Origin of the sequence: Caulifigura coniformis (assembly GCF_007745175.1) — a bacterium.
Classification (GTDB): Bacteria; Planctomycetota; Planctomycetia; order Planctomycetales; family Planctomycetaceae; genus Caulifigura; species Caulifigura coniformis.
Genome location: NZ_CP036271.1, coordinates 1,671,217 through 1,689,856 on the forward strand (window position 1 = coordinate 1,671,217; position 18,640 = coordinate 1,689,856).

The following is an 18,640-nucleotide window of genomic DNA, read 5'->3' on the forward strand; positions in this document are numbered from 1 at the left end:
CCAATCAGAACCGGCCGTCGGAAGATGACTCACCATCTTGAGCATGATTATCCCTGAATCCCGGTCCATACTGAAGCCAGAAACAGGCTCCCTTTCGCGAAATGCCACAACACGCGGCTCAGCCAGCGGTTACAATCTTTGTCGCGTCTTCGCTCGATTCCCCGCCCGCCGACAGGACGCCCGCCTGCAGGCCAGGTTCGGTTCGCCTCGACGCATTCGGTTCGAACGGTCGATAGAGTCTGAAGACGTATTCTCTCCGGGTTTGTTTCAACAATTCTCGCGCGTTCATGTCATCCGCCGCTCGGATCACTGTCATGGCCGGCCCCGATGAGGGGCGGTCGTTCGACGTGGTCCAGGAGCTGGCCCACATCGGACGCGACGCGGACGCCCAGATCGTTCTGACCGATCCCGCTGTTGCGAGGCATCAGGCCAGCATCGCCCGCCGAGGAGGTCGATTCGCACTCTTCACTCCCTTCGACGGCGGCGCCCATGTCGACGGAGCGGCCGTTCCGGCCGACCGCTGGGTCTGGCTCCCGTCCATGGCCGACATCCAGCTCGGGGACGAAACCCGCGTCCGGTTCGAGGCAGCGACGAATGGGAACGGCGTGACGACCGAACTGGATCTCGCCCCCGATGCCACCCCCGCGGCGCCCGAACCGGCCGGAGCCGCTCCTCCCGCACCGAAAGATGGTTCCTCCTCCACGGCTCGCCGCCGCCGCAAGAAGGGCGAAAGCAAGCGCCAGGTTGCGCGGTTCTCGGTGGATGCCGAAGGAGCCCCCGTCGTTCAACTCGGGGCGGATGGCAGGCTTCCCGAGTTCCACCTCTCCGACACGCCGGCCCCCGAATCGGAACAGCAGGCGGACGCGGGTGTTCGTCCCTGGTTGGCCATCGTCGCCGTCGTCGCCAGTGGCATCCTCTCGCTCGCTCTGATGCTGTGGACTCCCCAGACCGGAGCCCCGGCCGGACATTCCACCCGTGCCGCCCGCGAGGCGTTGACCGGCTTCTACGGCAAGGACGGGGCCGATCTCACCCCGTATCAGAAGCTCCTCCGCCAGGCCGCCGTGGAACATTCCCAGGGGCGTTTCCGCGAAGAGCGGAGGCAGTATCTCCGGGTCCTCGACCTTCTGAACTCCTGGGACGCCACGAATCCGCGCAACCTCAACGGCCTGACCGGCCGGCAGACTGGCCGTGGAAAAAACAGCGACCGGGAACTCCGTGAGCTGCTCGAAACGCTTGTGGCCACGCCGTAATCACGACGTCGGTGGATTTCGCGGTTGAGGACTCTTACGAAACCGGAGACGGAGCCGCCGACGCAAGCCCTGTTCGCCGCACCAGCAGTTCATGGCACAGCAGATCGGCCCCGGCGATCCCGATGATCGCTGCCGGCACGACGGCCAGGCCAAGCGTCTGCGCAATGAAGCCGACTACGCCCGGCACCGCCGCAGCGCCGATCATCGCTGCACCGACCTGAAATCCGACTGCATGCGCGGACAGCCGGGTTCCCAGGCGCTGAGGGGTCCGGGTCATCAGGCACGGAAAGACAGGAGCCAGCCCCAATCCCCCCAGCGCCAGGCCGAAGTAGGCCCCGCCGGCCCCGAGAGGCAACGCGAACACGACAGCGCCGATGGCTGCCCCCGTCAGGCTCCAGCGAAGCAGCCGATCAATCCCAAGGCGATCGGCCACCAGTCCGAAAACCACGCGTCCCATCCCGAGAAATCCCCAGAACAATCCGACCGCCACGCCGGCCACGGCCGGATCGACACGGCGAGACTCGGTCAGAACGGTGTAGGTCCATTGGGAGAACGTGGCTTCCAGGCCGGTGTTCAGGAAGAACACCGCCATCGACATCAGCACACTCAGGTTGCTCAACGCCGACCAGGAACTGACGGCGTCGTGAGGATGGTCTTCAGCCTTCGCCGTCCCCCATTTCTCGCGAGTCATGAGAAACAGGAGCGCCAGCGTCCCCAAAGTGGATCCGACCACGATGTACCCCAGCTGATATGGGCGGCCGCCGCTGAGAACGGCCGTCATCAGAAACGGCCCCAGCATTGCCCCGAGGCAATAGCAGGCGTGCAGCCAGTTCATATGGCGCGCGGAGAGCGAGTGCGCCGCATACCCGTTCAGGCCCGCGTCAATCGCGCCTGAGCCAAGTCCATGCAGTAGCGCCGAACTCAGGAACAACAACCACGCCGGCGCCACGGCGAAGCCAAACATGGCGCTCGCGACCAGCCCTGTGCTTGCAGCCAGCAGGAGTCCGATTCCAAGACGACGGGTCAGGCGTCCGGCGAAGAAGCTGGAAACGAAATAGCTGGCGCTCGTGGCGATGAAGAGGAAGCCAACGGTTCCCTGCTGCAATCCGAAACGATCGCGAACGGACGGCCAGGCCACGCCGATCACGGCATCCGGCAGCCCAAGACTGACAAACCCGGTATACGCCAGAATGATCAGCAGCAGCGGAGGCGTCCGCGCACGTTCCGTCGCCTGATGATTCTGCATGACCCGGGGATTCTTACAGCCCGGCGCCGGGGAACAAGGGGCGACTCAAAGCGTTTGACTCACTCAATCTCACAGTGCCGAAGGTGGGACTCGAACCCACACGTCTTTTGGGGACACCGGATTTTGAATCCGGCGCGTCTGCCAGTTCCGCCACTTCGGCTTGAAGGCCTCTTCGCCCTCTGTTGTCTGGAAAAACTCGCAGTTTCCCCTGACGGGACGCCAGTTTACGCCGTCGACTGCCGGAGTCAACGTTGGTCATGCCGCGACGATGCCCTCGGTAGACCACGACCGCGCAAGGAGCGTACTTTGTAACCCGTATGTTCGAGCCGACCTCCGGAGACTGCAGGCTTTCATGACGAAATCGCTGGTGATCTGCGGCGCGGGAGGACACGCGAAGGTGGTCGCCGATGTCGCCCGCAGCGCGGGCTGGACGGTGGCCGGGTTCGTCGACGACCTCCACCCGGAGAGAGCCGGCGAAGCGTTTTTTGGTTCGCAGATCCTGGATGCGAACCAGGTCTTCCAGGGCAGCATGCCGGCCATTGCGCTCGGCATTGGAGACTGCGCGGCGCGGTTGCGGCGGGCGACGGAACTTCTGGATCTCGGGTGCCCGGCCCCGGTGCTGGTGCATCCACGGGCCATTGTCGCGTCCTCGGCCCAGGTCGGACCGGGCACGCAGGTGATCGCGGGGGCGGTCCTCAATCCCGACGCCCGGCTCGGAACCGCGGTCATCATCAACACCGGGGCGACCGTCGATCACGACTGCGTGATCGGCGACGGAGTGCACCTGGCTCCGGGGGTGCATCTCGCGGGGAACGTCACCGTCGGTGAACGCACGCTGATCGGCATCGGCTCGGTGGTGAAGCCGGGGATCCGCATCGGCCGCGACTGCGTCATCGGGGCCGGATCGGTCGTCGTGGAGGATCTGCCTGATGGGGCAATCGCCTACGGTGTTCCCGCGCGGATCCAGCGGAACCGGTAGATGCTGCCGCTTAAACCAGCTCCTTCATCGGACCGTATTTCGCGTGGTCCACGAGGAACTGCGGTCGTCCCTGCAGGTCTTCGAAGGTCGTCGTCTCGACGTCGATACCAAGCGCCTTGTACAGCGTCGCGAAGACTTCCTGGAAATGAACGGGGCGTTCCGTCGCGTATTCGCCAAGCCGATTCGTCGCGCCGATCACCTGGCCATGCCGCATTCCGCCGCCGGCGAGGAGGGCCGTCGAGACCTGCGGCCAGTGGTCGCGGCCCCCTTCGTTATTGATCTTCGGGGTGCGGCCGAATTCGCCCCACACCACGACCGAGACATCGTTGAGCATGCCGCGCATCTCGAGGTCTTCGAGCAGCGCCGTGACGGCCTGGTCGAGCATCGGCATGTCTTCGCGGGCCTGGCCGAAATTGTTGTTGTGCCAGTCCCAGCGGCTGAAAGAAAGAGTCACGCAGCGGGCGCCGGCCTCGATGAGCCGACGCGCCACAAGAAAGTTGTCGAGAAGCCGCGGGCCGCCGTCGTCACGGTTCACGTTGAACCCGCGGCCATACCGGTCCCTGAGCTGGGGGTCCTCCAGTTCGACGTTGAGCGCATCGGCGAGCTTGCTCGACGTCAGGATTCCGAACGCCTGCTGACTGAACGCATCGAGGCCCTCCATCTGCCCCTTCGCATCGACATCACGTCGGAAACGATCGAACGACGCCAGAACCTGCTTGCGGTCATTCAGACGGTCGAGCGTGATCCCTTTCAGGACCATGTCGTCCTTCCCCTCTCCCTGGGGCATGAACGGAGCGTGGGCCACGCCGAGGAATCCGGGCTGGCCATTATCGGCCCAGGGCATATGCCCCATCTTCGGCGAAAGGCCGACGTAAGCGGGGACGGCCGGGTCTCGCGAGCCGTAGACGCGGGAGAGCACCGAACCCAGGGCAGGACGTCCGCCAGCGGGTTGGTTCTGGGTGGTGTGCCCCGTGAGGCACTGGAAGGCGTAGTGTTCGCCGCTGGCGCCGACGATCGAGCGAATGAACGTCATCCGGTCGGCCATCGAGGCCATCCGGGGAAACATTTCGGAGATTTCGAGGCCGGGGACCTTCGTGGCGATCGACTCGAATTCGCCGCGGATCTCAGCGGGCGCTGTGGGCTTGGGGTCCCACATATCGAGGTGCGGAGGGCCTCCGGGAAGGTAGATCATGATGACCCCCTTGCCGTGACCGTTCACGCCGGAGCTCCCTTCCGCGCGAAGAAACTGCGGGAGGGCCAGTCCGCCGAGCGCGAGACCGCCGATCGAAAGAAACTGCCTGCGGGACAGCCGATCGCACATCGGCGTCCGCTTGCCGAACATCGTCAACATGGCCAAGTCCTTCTGGAGCGTCGATTCGTCGCCCGGCGCAAATTTCTGCGCGCCGTTACGTTTTGCGACGATTCGAGGCTGAGAGTCCTTCTCTCACTGCAATCTATGGCGATGCGACTCTACGGGTCAATTCGGCATTCAGTCGGCCCCGTTGCCAACAGAACTCAAAGATTAGCCCTGCCGAGAGTTAGGTTCTTCCGGATGGGGCGAATTGGCCTGCTTCAGATTGGGACACGGCCGCCCGTAAAATCGCCCCAATCACTCCGGAGCGGCCGGGTTACGCGATGACTGTTGCGTTTTGCAACGGTCAGCCTCCGCCAGGGCCTCGAACCGGGCCCGCAATTTTTCGAGATCTTTTTCATCCAGCTCTTCGAGATCCAGGAGGGTGTTCCGCGCTCCCTCCATCGCGCGGATCAGTTCATCGAGCTTGATCTGCACGGCCGCGCTGTCGCGGTTCTGGGCGCTCTGGATCAGGAACACCATCAGGAACGTGACGATCGTCGTTCCGGTGTTGATGACGAGCTGCCAGGTCTCGCTGAATCCGAAGAGCGGCCCGGTCAACGCCCAGCCGATCACGAGGGCGACGGCCGCGCAAAACGCGACCGGATGGCCCGCTGCCTTGGCGGCCCATTTGGTCATCCGGTTGAACAGGGAGTGACGATGCATGGCGTCTTCCAGCCGACCGGGGAAATGAAAACAGCCGGCAAATTCGCCGGCTGCGTGATCATTCGAGCCTGTTCAGGCTCATTCTTCGGCTTCGGCGGCGTCTGCAGCCCCCGGGGCGGCCGCGGCGCTCGTGGCCGCGGTGACCAGTTCCTTGATCGGCTGGATGAAGTACATCTTCTTGCCCTTGGAACGGAGCTGTTCCAGGCGCTCTTCGGCCGCCGCCCGCTGGTCGTACGGGAAGCGGGCTTCTTCCTTCATCGTGCCGCTGAAAACACCCCAGATCAGGCGCTTCCGCTCGGGGGCCTTCGTTTTCTTGCGAGTCGTCGCCTTCTTCGCGGTGGCGCCCTTGGTCTTCTTCGCTGCGGCCGGACGGGCGTCTGCGGCCTCCGCTTCACGGCGCTTGGAAAGACGGCTGGAAACTTTGCGTGCCATGGAAATCCCTGTGACTGGGCAGCTCCCTCTCGAACATCGCGAGACAGGAACGGCCGGCTGATTGAATCAAGCCCTGTAATCTAGCACGTTTGGCCGAAATGTCATGCCCGCCGGCGAGTGGCCCAGGTCTGCTCACCGTTTCAGGATGGGCCAATTCGTCGTTCGCTTGCGTCGTTGCCGCAAAATGACTTGCGGTGACAAGAGACAACCGACTGTGAAAAAGTGACTCACCCCGCCCCAAATTCCCCCGCCAAAGCACTCCCGAGTACCGAGTACCGGGCCCCCCCGCGCAACCGCCCCCGTCATGGTGGAGGACACCATGAACCCAACCACGATCAACCTGTCGTCTCACACCCCGGCCTGGCCGGCTCCATGTCCGCACCACCCACGCTCTCCCGATCCTTCCACTGAACTTCCGCAGGGAAAGAGGGCGAGGAGTACAGGACCACCCACACAACGCGCCCTCCTTGCCCCCCTCGGCGTCGAACACTTCCGCAGTTTTCCGAATCCCCGCGCGCGCCTGCGAGTTCCGCACACGTCTGGTCACTTGTTCACGATGGGCCAGTTCGTCTTTGCCGCAACATGACCTGCGGTTTCGAGAGACGACCTCTTGTGAAAAAGTGACTCGCCCTGGCGAGAGGCCCCGGACCGGGTGGAGTGACCGCCTGCCCCGCACGTCATCGTCCGCCGCTGCTCCCCGGCGCAACCGTCTCAGTCAGATGGAGAGACCAGACACATCCATCGGAGGCGATCATGGGCCGAGCCACCTGGAATCAGTCGCAAGTCAAAATGTCACCGATTCTTCGGGGAGAAGAGGCCAAGAAAACAGATCCGCCCCCCGGTCCCTGCGCGCCTTGGATGCGTTCCTCAGGGACTTGCGGTGGAACAGGAGGTAAAGAAGGCCGGCGAAAGCGGTTTCGTCGCAATGGGGTTCGAGGACAGAGCGTTTGCCTTGTTCGAGTTGGCTTCCAGGGGCAACTGGCGGAAAGAAAGTCAGGGGCCGGCGGCGGGGAATTCGAAACGGAAGATCCCCCTGGAAGTCCGGACCTCGACCCATCCGTCCGATTGGCTCCGTTCGACGACCAGCCCTGTGGAGCCGACGAGTTCACCCTGCAAATCGTTTCCGACCTGGCGCCCGGTCCGCTTGTCGAAACAGCGGATCCGGTCTTCACGGAGCTCGGGGCCCCGGAGCACGGCGTCGTTGATGACCAGCAGTGGAATGTCGCGCGGCTGATCGAGCGGGAACACCGACTTCTCCAGCGGGATCGACCACTTCAGCTCGAACGTGTGCGGGTCGAGTCCGTACACGGTGCCGTTGGCGTAGGGCCGGCGTCGATTGCCGAGGAACATCAACGGAGGCCGCAGCTGCTCGACCGCCGGCGGGCCGAAGACGCAGATCATCAGGGCGAAGGGATCGTCCACGGCATAGACATCCGCAATTTCTCCCGGTGGCGAGATCGCGACCCGGGCCATCTCCGTGCCATCCGATGGCCGGAACAGCTGGATCGCATCAGGCCCAGCCGCTCCGATAAGCCTCGAGCCGACCTTGAACTCCACGGCACGCGGATCGATTGGGGCCTTCCAAAGGAGGGTGCCGCTCTCGAGCTCCACCGCCGCCAGTCCCGAAGGCTCATCGCCCGCCGCGGGGTCTGCGATCGTTCCAGCGATCGCGCCGCTGCGAAGGATCGCGGTCGTCCCGACCGTCGTTCGCAGCTCCCCTCCGGAAAAGCCGAGCTCGCGCGTGGCCAGCAGTGAACCGTCCAAAGGATCGAGCGTCTCGATTCGCTTCCGTGACGGAGAGACGACGACCAACGCAGTGTGATCCGCCACGGCGAAGGCGTCGGGGTCGAATGCATCGCGATCCCACATCCGGCGCCCGGTCGCCGTCTCGCAGCACACGAGGCGACCGAATTCGCGGTAATACAGGTTCGAGGCGGTCACCGGTCCCAGTTGGGCGAGCGGCCGGCCGAATTCATCGAGATCGAGCGGATGCCGGCCCGGCGCGCTGTCGGAGAGCCTTGGAAGAAAACTGACGCTGTAAGTCGCGACGTCGCCCCAGGCGTCGATCCAGGGAACGTCCCAAAGCTTCGACGCCCCGCGCTCTCCGGCCGCGTTGAAGGGGAGAAGTCCGTGAAGTCCCGTCCCCGACTGGAGCAACACCAGCGGCCCGATTCCGATGGACTGCCGATAGTCCGACGACTGGAGCGACCGCTCCGTCTTCGGCAAATCGATGGCCCAGGGGCGATCCTGCCCGGCCCCGGAAAAGTGAACTCCCATTCCGGTGATGCCTCTGTTGTGGCCCGTGAGCTTCACGGCGATGGAGAGGCGATCGAGTTCCCCGGGAGCCTGGGGCTCGAACCAGACGGGCCACTGGTCGACGGCAATGTTCCACGAGCGGACCGAGGCGAGCACCGGCTCTTTCGACGGCCACGCGGGGATGGATGCCGCGACAGGTCGGAGAGCGCGCTCGAGTTCGGCGGCCCGAGGTCCGACATCGCCGCCGAGCCCTTCCAGCGACAGCAGGGCGAGTCGCTGTCGCGCCCGTCCGCGCGTGTCGAGTGCAGGCGACGCCTGAAGTCGATCCAGTGTTCTTGCCGCTCCCCAGTCAGTCCGTCGCAGCAGATCGAGCAACCTTTCCACTTCGTCCGGCCGCGCCGCTCCGACGCGATTCAGCAGTTCGTCCAGCCGGCCGCGCATGGCGGGCGGAACCGAAGTGAATCCCTGAGAGCCTGGAACCGCGGGCGGCAGGAGGGTCGCGACGACGAGCAGATCGGCCCGTATCCGACGGCTGAGCCTGCGATTCGATTCGACCCAGCGTTCCGAAAGTCCGGCGAGGGAAATCTGCTCCAGGAGGTCGAGCGCCGTCTCGGGCCGGCGATCGAGCAGAAACGCTGCGAGCGCTTCATCGACGTCGTCGAAACGAGGCGGCGCAGGTGTCCGGCCAATGGGGGCGGGGATGGGATGAAACTCGCCGGCCGCCGTTTCACGGGCAATCAACCGGAATGTGTGTCGCCAGCGCCCGGCGGGGGCCGTTTGCTCCCTGAGCAGTTTTTCGGCCGCAGCCAGTTGTCCTGCGGCGGCGAGCCACTGGGGAGTGTTCGCCTTTTCGGGCGAGGCTTCGCGCTGCGCGGCGACTGTTCTGTGAAGTGCGAGGCCGCGGGGGGTGCGGACGACGATCCCCGCGGGGGTCCAGGTGAGACTTCGCAGTTCATCGAGCGTCTTCGGCCGTTGCCCGGCGATCTCCGAATCCCACGCGACGCTTCGCGTCAACGCTCCATCCTCGAGCCGCAGGGCCGCGGCGCCGCCACTGCGAAGGGGCTGAACGTACCAACCACCTGCGAACGCCCCCGCGCCGGCCGGCTGGATGATCGGCGTCGACCAGATGACGGCGCCATCGACAGGATTGAGTCGCTGTACCGCATCCGAGCGGATGACGAGGAGCGTCTCGTGGCGTTGCAGGACCGCCAGCCCGTTCTCGCGCGGCCTCTGCCAGCGAACTTCCCCGGTGATCCGATCGAGAGCTGTGATGGCTTCGGATTCCGGGCCGACCCAGATCACGAGGTCGTCCATCAAGGCCAGCAGGGGCTCCCGCCATCCGGTCCACGTCCGAAACCGTGGAGAGTGCGACGACATCGGTCCGGCGACCGGCGGCAGCCCGGCCCCTCGCCAGTCTTCGCGCTCACTGCGGTGGACCCATTCCAGTCTTCCGGTGCGAGGATCGACGGAAGCGAGCCCACCGTTCCCCGTTGCGCAGCGAACGCTCCGGCCACTGGTTTCGATCTGGGCCGGCATCCAGCTGCGACGATGATCGGCGACGAGGTTGAGCCCGGCGTCTCCGAGCCGCGTCCCCCATCGGTTCACAAAGGTCTCTGGATCGAGCGAGTTCAAAACAAGCTGGCCACCGGCTTCGGTGAGGGTGTACAGCTGGCCGTGCCCCAGCCGCGGAGGTGCGAGGACTTTCGCCGCCCGGGGCGGACCACCCGCGGGATCCGAGAATTCGCGAATTGCCTCGATTCGCCGGCCATCCGCCAGCGCGCTCACGTCGATCTGGTCGGCAATCACGACGCGCGGCCGATTCGACTCCAGCGGCCGGACCGAGAACTCGCGATCGCCGTCGATCATCGACCGGCTGCTGATCGATTCGCCCAGAGCCTCACGAAAGGCATCCATCGCTTCGTGGCCTGCGGACGCCGGGTCGGTCGGGCTGCGCCGCTTCCACTCCGTCGTTCCGTCAGCTGTCTTGAGGCGTCGGGCCGACGCCCCTTCGATCAGCAGGAAACCGTCGCCAACGACGGGACGCCCGACCATGAACAGCGGCTGGGCCAGCTTTTCGAAGTCGCGCATCATGCGGTCCCACGCCGGCTCGTGCGTTTCATCGGACGAGGTCGAAGACCAAAGCACGTCATCGGAAGGAAGGACCTCTGCGACATCGGAGACCGGCTCGGCGGACGCGACAGTCGCTGCGTCGACTGGCTCGAGGCGTGCGACGGCCGTCCTGAGGTCATTCGGAAGAATGGCAGCCCACTCCGTCCATCCCGAGTCGGCGACCGCGGTCTCCCCCAGCGCGAGGAGCGACAACCGCCTCCATGCGGCCATCTGAGGAAGGCGTTCGACGGCCTTTCGTGGATCGTTCGAGGCATCGAGCCAGCGGTCGACAGCGATGCTGCAGGCGAGGAAGTCGCCTGCGTCGAAGGTGCGCGACGCGATCTGTTCGCAGGCTTCCAGGGCAGCGGTCGTGTGCGGAAAGCGGTCGACCACGCGCCAGAGAGCGTCGATGTCTTCTTTTCCGACAGCCTCCGCCAGCGCTCGATTGGCCAGCGGTTCCGTGATCCGCACGTATTCCAGCCGGATGGCTTCCGGCTGCTGGTCGATGAGTGCAGCGATCGCGGTGGGCGTCGACATCAGCGCACCGCGGTACGGAACGAGTCCGGCCGGCTGTGCCGAATCGAGCATCGCCCGCCAGCGCGAGACAGCGGTCAGGAGGTCTCCGCGGGCCAGCTCGGTTTCCGAGGCCACGAACTGCGCCCGCGCCTCATCGTCGATATCGACCTGCAACGCGTAACGCAGCAGCTGGTCGCGAGATTCGTCCTGCCCGATCGCCGAAAACGGGAAGGCTCCCGCCAGGGCGACGATCAGGGACAGGATTGCTCGGACAACCACGGCAGACTCAATGCACTCCCAGTTCACGTCGCAGCGCATGCAGGCTTTCGCTCAGTTCGCTGACCGTCGCCTCGAGCGCTGTGATGCGATCTTCCAGCGGTGAGAGATCGACGCCCGCGGCCGGCGTCGACGCGGGCGCTGGCCTGGATCGTTCCTCGACCATTTCGTTCGGCGGTTCCGAGGTCGTGAACGACCCGGGAGCGAGCGTCCGCGCTTCATCGGCCTGATAGAAGTTGTGGTCGACTTCGACGCCCCGCCGGTCGAGCGGACCGTTTGCCTGGATGTAGCCGCGATCGAGGAGCGAGCCGAGTTCGGCCCGCAGCTGCTCCTGGGAATCGATCGGGACCATCCGGCTGGCGCGGGTGCGCAGTTCGCCCGGCTGCTGCCGGCCGCGGAGCAGCAGCTCTCCCATGATTGCCAGCTGCGGCTCGGTGAAGGGATAGGCCTTGCGGGCGTAGTGCCGGAAGCGTTCGGTGCGCCCGCTTTCGGTATGCACGACGGCCACGAGTCCCTGGGCCCGCAGTTCGTCCAGGAACCGTTGCAGCTGCTCTTCGCTGTAGTTCACGACCGGGTCGCGATTGCTTTTCTGATTGCAACCGGAGGTCGCCGCCTTGAGGGTCAGCGGGTACTGGTCGGGGGTTGTGAACGCCTTTTCAATCAGGACGCCGAGCACTCGCCGCTGGGGCCGAGACAGTTCGCGCGGTCCCGTCGGAGCGTCATCGGGCGAAAGAACATCGTCAGACATATCAGCAGGGCCTGTCGCCGAGAAAGTCGTCAAATTCGTGGAGGTCCGGGTCGTCCCGGGCCGCCCAAGGATTGTTGCGGCTTTCGCAGCCAATCGGAACCGTCGGTGCGGGGTGGCGTCGCCCGTTTCAGATTACCCAGTTTCCGGCCGTTCGAACGACAATTCGCGCCCGGCATGGGCGTGAGTATCATCGGGTCTGGACGGGCAACGTTACGAAAAACGGGAGAATTGCCGTGACGCAGAACTGGTCGGATCGCAGAGCCTCTTGGTTGAGCGCAGGAATCGTGCTGGGCGTCGCACTCGCCAGCTACTGGCCGCATGAACCGATGGCGTATGCCGAAGCGGCCGCCGGCGCCGAGAAGTTCGCCCTGTGCACGGTGGGGACCAACATTGGCGACGCCGAGGCGATTTTCGTTCTGGACTATGCAACGGGCCGCCTGATCGGCGCGACGTTCAACAACAAGGTCAACCAGTTCTCGCAGCCGATGATCCGCAACCTGGCCTCGGATTTCGGCCTGACCGAACAGGGACAGTTTCTGATGGTTCCCGGTTTCGTGGGAGCGCGCGGCCGCGGAGCGCAGCCGGCGAACGGGGGCATCTATGTGGCTGAGCTGACGACGGGAAAGCTCGCCTTGTATGGATTCATCAATGTGAGCCAGGGCACGAAGATTCCGCAGGAACTGTCGGTGCTGGGCGTTTTCCCGTGGCGCTCGGCCACCTGAGTTTGCTGCATTTGATTCTGAGAAGGGGCCCAGGCCCCGGCAGGGGCGACACCAGCCGTGAGGGGGTGTCGTTCCTGCCGGGGCTTGGCATGTTGCTATTCCGCTTTATCGTGGGCAGATCCCACGTGGTCTCCGTTTCACTCGTCCTCGCCACACCACCATGCTCCCCGGAATCAAACAGTTTCGCCTGGACGGCAAGGTGGCCATCGTCACCGGCGGTTCGAAGGGGCTTGGGCTGGCCATGGCTGAAGGGATCGCTTCGGCGGGAGGTGCGGTTGCGCTCGTGAGCCGGCATGTCGAGGAAGCGGCCGCGGCGGCGGAGCAGATCACAAAGGAATACGGGACGCGCGCCATCGGCATCGGCGCGGACGTGACCGAGAACGATGCGGTCAAACGGATGGTCGACCGGACGATCGGCCAACTGGGGCGGATCGACATTCTCGTCAACAACGCCGGGATCAATATCCGCGGACCGATTGACGAACTGACCTACGACGAGTTCCGGCAGGTGCAGGAGATCAATGTCAACGGGCCGTGGCTGTGCGCCCGCGCTGTCGTTCCGTTTCTCAAGGACCAGAAGTGGGGACGGATCATCAACCTGGCCAGCACGCTGGGCGTGGTCGGGCTTGCAAACCGGACTCCGTATGCCACGAGCAAAGGGGCCGTGGTGCAGTTCACCCGGGCGCTAGCGCTGGAACTGGCGCCGTTCAACATTACGTGCAACGCGATCTGTCCGGGGCCATTCCTGACGGCGATGAACGAGCCGATCGCGCACACCGAGGAAGCGAAGAAATTCATCGTCGGCGCGGTGGCGCTGAACCGCTGGGGGAAGGTGGAAGAGATCCAGGGGGCGGCGATTTTCCTGGCATCCGATGCGTCCAGCTTCGTGACCGGCAGCCTGCTCACTGTGGATGGCGGATGGACGGCCCGTTGAGGATTCGATCGCGGATCGGCGCTCGATGCGCGATCGTTGCCGCGCTGCTGGCGGTCGCTTGTTCGGGCTGCGGCGATCGCCGCAAGTTGGTGGCCCAGGGACTATTCAAAGCTGCGGACAGCGATAACAGCGGGGCGATCTCAATTGCGGAGTTCCATCTGGCGAGCCCTGAATCGGCTCCTGAAGATCGTGAGAAGGCGTTCACCGAGGCCGACGTCGACAACAACCAGCAACTCACCTTCGAGGAATACCGTTCGTCGCTTCCTGGCCCGGAGGCCCTGCTGTGGACGCTTGGCATCTTTTCGGCGGTTTCCTTCATCGGTTCCCTGGTCGCGATTCCGATCGTCGTGGCGCGCCTTCCGATTGACCATTTTTCCGGACCGCACGAGGCGGCCGACTGGGTCGCGTCCTCGGTGGGCCGGCGCATCTGGCTGGTGCTGAAGAATATTCTCGGAGTGCTGCTGATCACGGGGGGAGTGATCATGCTGGTCCTTCCGGGCCAGGGTGTTCTCACCATTCTTCTCGGGGTGGCGCTGATGGATCTCCCGGGAAAATGGAGGCTGATGCGGGCGCTGGCCCGCCGGCCGAACGTGATGAAGGCGCTGAACTGGATGCGTGAGCGGGCGGGGAAGCCGCCGCTGATTCCGCCGCCGGCGAAGGGGACGACTCGGCACGAAATGCCGTTGCCGGTTACCGACCAGCCGCCATCGGCCGAACCTTGAAGACCAGTTCACGGACGGTTTTCAGGGGTAGTCCGTTCGGACGTTCCGTGCGACACTCGCGCCGTCTATCCGTGCGAGTGAAGGTGAGCCGAAATGCCGTATCAGCCGATCGAGAATTATGGGGTCATCGGAAACCTGCGGACGGCCGCGCTGGTCGGGACGAATGGCTCGATCGACTGGCTGTGTCTTCCGCACTTCGATTCGCCAAGCGTGTTCGGGTCGATCCTGGATGACGTCAAAGGGGGACGGTTCAGTATCTCGACTCCTTGCGACCTGGCGCGGCGCAAGCAGTTCTACTGGCCGGCGACGAACGTGCTGATCACACGCTTCCAGAGCGAGCGGGGTGTCGGCGAGATCGTGGACTTCATGCCGATCCCCGGGGACGGCCGCTCGACAGCGGACCAGGTCATCCGGCAGGTGAAAGTTTCGCGCGGCGAGATGACGTTCGATCTCGTCTGCGAGCCGGCGTTCGACTACGCGCGTTCGGAACATTCGACCACCGTGTCCGGAAGCTCGGCGTGGTTCCAGCATGACAGTCTCACGTTGTGCCTGGCCACGCATGTGGACCTGATGCGTTCGAAGAACGGCGTGCGAAGTTCCTTCACGCTGAAGGAAGGGGAGTCGGCGGAGTTCGTGCTGCGGATCGTGACGGAGAAAGAGGTCGGCCAGCATTGCCATTCGAACCGCGAAGTGGACGCGCTGTTCCGGTCGACGGTGGACTACTGGCGGCGGTGGCTTTCGAAATGCACGTACGCGGGGCGCTGGAGGGAAGCGGTGGAGCGTTCGGCGCTGGCGCTCAAGCTGATGACGTTCGAGCCGACGGGGGCGATCGTGGCGTCTCCGACGTGCAGCCTTCCGGAAGGGATCGGCGGGGTCCGGAACTGGGATTACCGGTACACCTGGATTCGCGACGCGGCGTTCACGGTGTACGGGTTCCTGCGGATCGGGTTCACGGAAGAAGCGATCGGCTTCATGCAGTGGCTGGAGGCGCGTCTCAAGGATTCGCAATGGGGCGAAGATGGGCCGCTGCAGATTGTTTACGGCATTGACGGGCGGCACGACCTGACGGAGTTCGAGCTGAATCATCTCGACGGTTACAGGGGTTCGCGTCCGGTGCGGGTGGGGAACGGCGCGGCGAAGCAGTTGCAGCTGGATATTTACGGCGAGCTGTTCGATTCGGCGTATTTGGCCAACAAGTACGCCACACCGCTGTCGTACGACACGTGGCTTTCCGCGCGGAAGATGCTCGACTGGCTGTGCGACAACTGGCGTCGGGAGGATGAAGGGATCTGGGAGGTGCGTGGAGGCCGGCGGCAGTTCGTGTATTCGAAGCTGATGTGCTGGGTGGCGTTCGACCGCGGGGTGCGTCTGAGCGACAAGCGGTCGTTCCCCTGCAACCGCGACAAGTGGCTCGCCGCGCGGGACGCGATCTATGAAGAGATCATGAGCAAGGGCTGGTGCGACGAGACGAACGCCTTCACCCAGTCGTACGGGTCCAAAGCGCTCGATGCCTCGAACCTGCTGATGCCGTTGTCTTTCTTCATGGCGCCGAACGACCCGCGGATGCTGCGGACGGTCGATGCCATCAATCGTCCGGTCCGGGAGGGAGGACTCGCGTCGGACGGGCTGCTGTTCCGGTACATCCCCGAGCAGGCGAATGACGGAATTGCCGGCGACGAAGGGACCTTCAACATGTGCACATTCTGGCTCGTCGAAGCGCTCACCCGGGCCGGAAAAACGGATCACCACCGACTGGAAGAAGCGCGCCTGCTCTTCGAACGCATGCTGGGCTACGCCAACCACCTGGGCTTGTACGCTGAGGAAACCGGGTTCGGCGGCGAAGCTCTGGGCAACTTTCCGCAGGCGTTCACGCACCTGGCCCTGATCAGCGCGGCGTTCAATCTCGATCGGGCGCTCGGATCCAGGTGAATTCCTGTGGCAAAAACTTCCCACGCCGGAACAGGCTGCGGCGTAGTGAAACGCATCTCCGGGCAGAGGTTGTCATTCAGAGGTGCGATCATGCGCAGGCACATTCTTTCGAGTGGACTTTGTCTGGCCCTGGTTTCCGCGTCATGGGCGGGCAGGCCTGAGAAACCGCATCCCGTTCCGGGCCTGCGGATCGGACCGGACACGACTGTTATCTCCGGACCGCTGAACGAACTGGGCTATCCGGACTACATCGCTTCCCTGAACGAAAGGCTGGGGGATGGCGTCGCGCCGGACGAGAATTTCTGGACGGCCTACTGCGAGACGTTGCCGCGCAACTCTGTCGGAGTGAACTTCCTGGAGCGTCTCCTCAACTGCCCAGGCTTCGAGAAGGCATGCTCGATCCCCTGCGAGTCCTACGCTCCGGCAGGGACCAACATCGAAGCGGCGAACAAGCAACTCGATGCCTCCATGAGTCGTCCGTGGAAGGCGGACGAGCTTCCGATCATTGCCCGCTGGCTCGAGAAGAATCAGGACGCCCTCACGCGTGCCACCGAGGCCGCGGCGCGGACGAAGGCCTATGCGCCGTTGATTACGACCGACGGCAGCACGACCCTGGTCTCCGTGCTTCTCCCCCACGTCCAGCAGGTTCGCGACACGGCCCGTGCTCTTTCGGCCCGTGCGTTTCTCGCTCTCGGCGAGGGCCGCGGCGATGATGCCTGGAAGGACGTGATGACTCTCTACCGTCTCGCCGGACACCTGGAACGCGGTCCGTTCCTGATCGGCCATCTGGTGGGGATCGCCGTCTCTTCGATTGCCCGGATCCCGGCCGAGGCATGTCTGGTAGACGCGTCCGCGAGTCCCGACGTTCTGGCCAGACGCTGGAACGAACTCTCGGCGCTGCTCGGGCCGGAAACCCGCGAGGTCACATGGCTCGAATCCGAACACTTCATGACGCTCGATCTCACACTTGCGATTCGCTCCGGCAGTGCCGAGACCGCGATCCTGCTTGGAAACGTCGCGACGATCTCCCCGCCCGGAAGCATGGATGACGAGGGATTGCCGCAGATCGACTTCCGGAAGGCCCACGAGGCGTTCCAGTCGATGATGCTGAAGCTCGGCGACGTCAACGAGACGCTGGCGTTTTCCAATCAGTACCACGCCCGGATGGAGGCGGCGCTCGCCCTGCCGGATTATCTGGCCCGCAAGGCGGCGATCGAGAAAGTGGCCCGTGAGTTCCATGGCGATGCGACTCCGGACCACATCGGCAGCGTGACCGCAGCCTTCTTCATGGGGGGCCCCGACGCCGTCGAGAATCTGGCCCGCAGTTCCGTGATCCGCCATTTCGCGGCCACATTCGCCCAATGCAACAAGGCCGAGGCCAGAATAATTACACGGAACCGGCTCCTCCATGCCGCGTTTGCCGCCGAGCTCACCTTTCGGAAGAACGGCCGCGACGTCGCTGATTCCAAAGAACTCAACGCGGCGATCGAAGAGTTCAGCATGGCCGCCGATGTGGCGCCGCCGGACATGAAAGATCCCTATACCGGCGATTCCTTCCGGATCACCTCGGATGCGGAACGGCTGGTTGTGTATTCGGTCGGGGACAACGGAAAGAGCGACGGCGGGAAGACATTCGGCGAGGGCGAGGGCTGCGACGACCTGGTTGTCGTCCTGAAGCGAGTCAACGCGTCGTCTGCTTCGAAGAAGATCCCCTGATCGTGTGGTTTCCGGCTTCTTCGCCATTTATCCTGCCGGCTCACCTCAACATTTGAGTAGAGCCCATGGCGGCGATTGAGACGTTCCACATCGACTGTGAGTGCGGCAGCCCGCTGACCGTCGGCATCCATCAATGTGGTCTGAACGCGATCTGTACGAGTTGCCAGCGTTCGATCCGCGTTCCCGACCTCAAGAAGCTCCGGGCCCTTTCGGGGGATCCTTATCCGACGCTGGCCTCGATCCGCAAAATCCAGAAGGCGATTGCGGATCGGCTCGCCCCGTTCGACGGCGTGTGCGTGTCATGCAGGAAGCCGGGAACGACAGAAGTCCCGATCCTGTTCAGCGAGGTCCGCGAGCGATTCGTCACGGACCATGGTGGATTTCGCCTGGGCGTGCCGGCACTGAAGCCGGCGCAGAAGACGGAAGACGTCACCGAGGACACGGAAATCCCGCTGATCCTGTGCGATCAGTGTACCGCCGAATTCCGCGCGAACCGGCCGACGAAAGGAGTGAACTGGCTGGTTCAACTGGCGGCGTGGCTGGCCGTGACGGCGATGCTTCAGCTCCTGTTCCAGCACTGGCAGGTCACACTGATCGCCGGAGTACTGTTTGCAATCCAGATCTGGCGGTGGCGTCAGACATCGCTGGCCCGCGAACTGCGCCGCCCGAAATGGCTGGAACCGTGGACCGCGAAAGTCCGCTGGTTCCCGGAAGCGATCCGTGATGCGATGGAGTATTCACTGTCCGTCGGAGCGCCCCGGCCACTCAGGAAGTCGTCGGCCGATTGA

14 protein-coding genes and 1 tRNA gene are annotated in these 18,640 nt (G+C 64.3%); 8 read left to right on the forward strand and 7 right to left on the reverse strand.

Annotated features, from left to right (window positions below):
- Positions 1-287 precede the first annotated feature (287 nt).
- Positions 288-1,250: an FHA domain-containing protein gene (locus Pan44_RS06590; RefSeq protein ID WP_197453905.1), complete on the forward strand. Its 963-nt coding sequence runs from the start codon at positions 288-290 to the stop codon at positions 1,248-1,250.
- Positions 1,251-1,284: 34 nt separating this feature from the next.
- Here the strand turns inward: Pan44_RS06590 and Pan44_RS06595 are convergent, their stop codons facing one another.
- Both Pan44_RS06595 and Pan44_RS06600 read right to left on the reverse strand, forming a co-directional pair.
- Complete coding sequence (locus Pan44_RS06595) at positions 1,285-2,496, reverse strand: MFS transporter (RefSeq protein WP_145028470.1); 1,212 nt, start codon at positions 2,494-2,496, stop codon at positions 1,285-1,287.
- A gap of 75 nt (positions 2,497-2,571) precedes the next feature.
- Positions 2,572-2,656 (reverse strand) — tRNA-Leu (locus Pan44_RS06600).
- Positions 2,657-2,848: 192 nt separating this feature from the next.
- Between Pan44_RS06600 and Pan44_RS06605 the strand changes: the two genes are divergently transcribed.
- Complete coding sequence (locus Pan44_RS06605; protein WP_145028472.1) at positions 2,849-3,475, forward strand: acetyltransferase; 627 nt, start codon at positions 2,849-2,851, stop codon at positions 3,473-3,475.
- A gap of 10 nt (positions 3,476-3,485) precedes the next feature.
- Here the strand turns inward: Pan44_RS06605 and Pan44_RS06610 are convergent, their stop codons facing one another.
- The 5 genes from Pan44_RS06610 to Pan44_RS06630 all read right to left on the reverse strand — a co-directional run bounded on the left by Pan44_RS06610 (position 3,486) and on the right by Pan44_RS06630 (position 11,829).
- Complete coding sequence (locus Pan44_RS06610; protein ID WP_145028474.1) at positions 3,486-4,826, reverse strand: DUF1501 domain-containing protein; 1,341 nt, start codon at positions 4,824-4,826, stop codon at positions 3,486-3,488.
- A gap of 258 nt (positions 4,827-5,084) precedes the next feature.
- Positions 5,085-5,492 carry a low affinity iron permease family protein gene (locus Pan44_RS06615; RefSeq protein ID WP_145028476.1) on the reverse strand — a complete coding sequence of 136 codons (408 nt, stop codon included), beginning with the start codon at positions 5,490-5,492 and terminating at the stop codon, positions 5,085-5,087.
- A 78-nt stretch (positions 5,493-5,570) separates the two neighbouring features.
- Positions 5,571-5,924 carry a hypothetical protein gene (locus Pan44_RS06620; RefSeq protein ID WP_197453906.1) on the reverse strand — a complete coding sequence of 118 codons (354 nt, stop codon included), beginning with the start codon at positions 5,922-5,924 and terminating at the stop codon, positions 5,571-5,573.
- Between the two features lie 993 nt (positions 5,925-6,917).
- On the reverse strand, positions 6,918-11,084 hold the full coding sequence (locus Pan44_RS06625; protein ID WP_197453907.1) for an outer membrane protein assembly factor BamB family protein: 4,167 nt from the start codon (positions 11,082-11,084) through the stop codon (positions 6,918-6,920).
- Between the two features lie 7 nt (positions 11,085-11,091).
- Positions 11,092-11,829, reverse strand: a complete 738-nt coding sequence (locus Pan44_RS06630; protein ID WP_145028480.1) for a YceH family protein — start codon at positions 11,827-11,829, stop codon at positions 11,092-11,094.
- Between the two features lie 269 nt (positions 11,830-12,098).
- Here Pan44_RS06630 and Pan44_RS06635 point away from each other — a divergent pair, with 269 nt between their 5' ends.
- The 6 genes from Pan44_RS06635 to Pan44_RS06660 all read left to right on the forward strand — a co-directional run bounded on the left by Pan44_RS06635 (position 12,099) and on the right by Pan44_RS06660 (position 18,640).
- Positions 12,099-12,551: a hypothetical protein gene (locus tag Pan44_RS06635; protein ID WP_145028483.1), complete on the forward strand. Its 453-nt coding sequence runs from the start codon at positions 12,099-12,101 to the stop codon at positions 12,549-12,551.
- A 160-nt stretch (positions 12,552-12,711) separates the two neighbouring features.
- The gene (locus Pan44_RS06640) at positions 12,712-13,485 is read left to right on the forward strand and encodes an SDR family NAD(P)-dependent oxidoreductase (RefSeq protein ID WP_145028485.1); all 774 of its coding nucleotides are present in this window, start codon (positions 12,712-12,714) and stop codon (positions 13,483-13,485) included.
- A complete protein-coding gene (locus tag Pan44_RS06645; protein ID WP_197453908.1) occupies positions 13,482-14,207 on the forward strand; it encodes an EF-hand domain-containing protein in 726 nt (241 codons plus the stop codon). The genes Pan44_RS06640 and Pan44_RS06645 overlap by 4 nt, the downstream gene beginning before the upstream one ends.
- Before the next feature lie 93 nt (positions 14,208-14,300).
- Positions 14,301-16,136, forward strand: a complete 1,836-nt coding sequence (locus tag Pan44_RS06650) for a glycoside hydrolase family 15 protein (protein ID WP_145028489.1) — start codon at positions 14,301-14,303, stop codon at positions 16,134-16,136.
- Positions 16,137-16,226: 90 nt separating this feature from the next.
- Entirely contained in the window at positions 16,227-17,852 is a 1,626-nt protein-coding gene (locus Pan44_RS06655; RefSeq protein WP_145028491.1) for a hypothetical protein, read from the forward strand.
- A 65-nt stretch (positions 17,853-17,917) separates the two neighbouring features.
- Complete coding sequence (locus Pan44_RS06660; protein ID WP_145028493.1) at positions 17,918-18,640, forward strand: hypothetical protein; 723 nt, start codon at positions 17,918-17,920, stop codon at positions 18,638-18,640.

Excerpts from the sequence above, each read along its gene's own strand:
- Pan44_RS06590 (WP_197453905.1), top strand. The coding sequence starts at position 288 with ATGTCATCCGCCGCTCGGATCACTGTCATGGCCGGCCCCGATGAGGGG.
- Pan44_RS06595 (WP_145028470.1), bottom strand. The coding sequence starts at position 2,496 with ATGCAGAATCATCAGGCGACGGAACGTGCGCGGACGCCTCCGCTGCTG.
- Pan44_RS06605 (WP_145028472.1), top strand. The coding sequence starts at position 2,849 with ATGACGAAATCGCTGGTGATCTGCGGCGCGGGAGGACACGCGAAGGTG.
- Pan44_RS06610 (WP_145028474.1), bottom strand. The coding sequence starts at position 4,826 with ATGTTGACGATGTTCGGCAAGCGGACGCCGATGTGCGATCGGCTGTCC.
- Pan44_RS06615 (WP_145028476.1), bottom strand. The coding sequence starts at position 5,492 with ATGCATCGTCACTCCCTGTTCAACCGGATGACCAAATGGGCCGCCAAG.
- Pan44_RS06620 (WP_197453906.1), bottom strand. The coding sequence starts at position 5,924 with ATGGCACGCAAAGTTTCCAGCCGTCTTTCCAAGCGCCGTGAAGCGGAG.
- Pan44_RS06630 (WP_145028480.1), bottom strand. The coding sequence starts at position 11,829 with ATGTCTGACGATGTTCTTTCGCCCGATGACGCTCCGACGGGACCGCGC.
- Pan44_RS06640 (WP_145028485.1), top strand. The coding sequence starts at position 12,712 with ATGCTCCCCGGAATCAAACAGTTTCGCCTGGACGGCAAGGTGGCCATC.
- Pan44_RS06650 (WP_145028489.1), top strand. The coding sequence starts at position 14,301 with ATGCCGTATCAGCCGATCGAGAATTATGGGGTCATCGGAAACCTGCGG.
- Pan44_RS06655 (WP_145028491.1), top strand. The coding sequence starts at position 16,227 with ATGCGCAGGCACATTCTTTCGAGTGGACTTTGTCTGGCCCTGGTTTCC.
- Pan44_RS06660 (WP_145028493.1), top strand. The coding sequence starts at position 17,918 with ATGGCGGCGATTGAGACGTTCCACATCGACTGTGAGTGCGGCAGCCCG.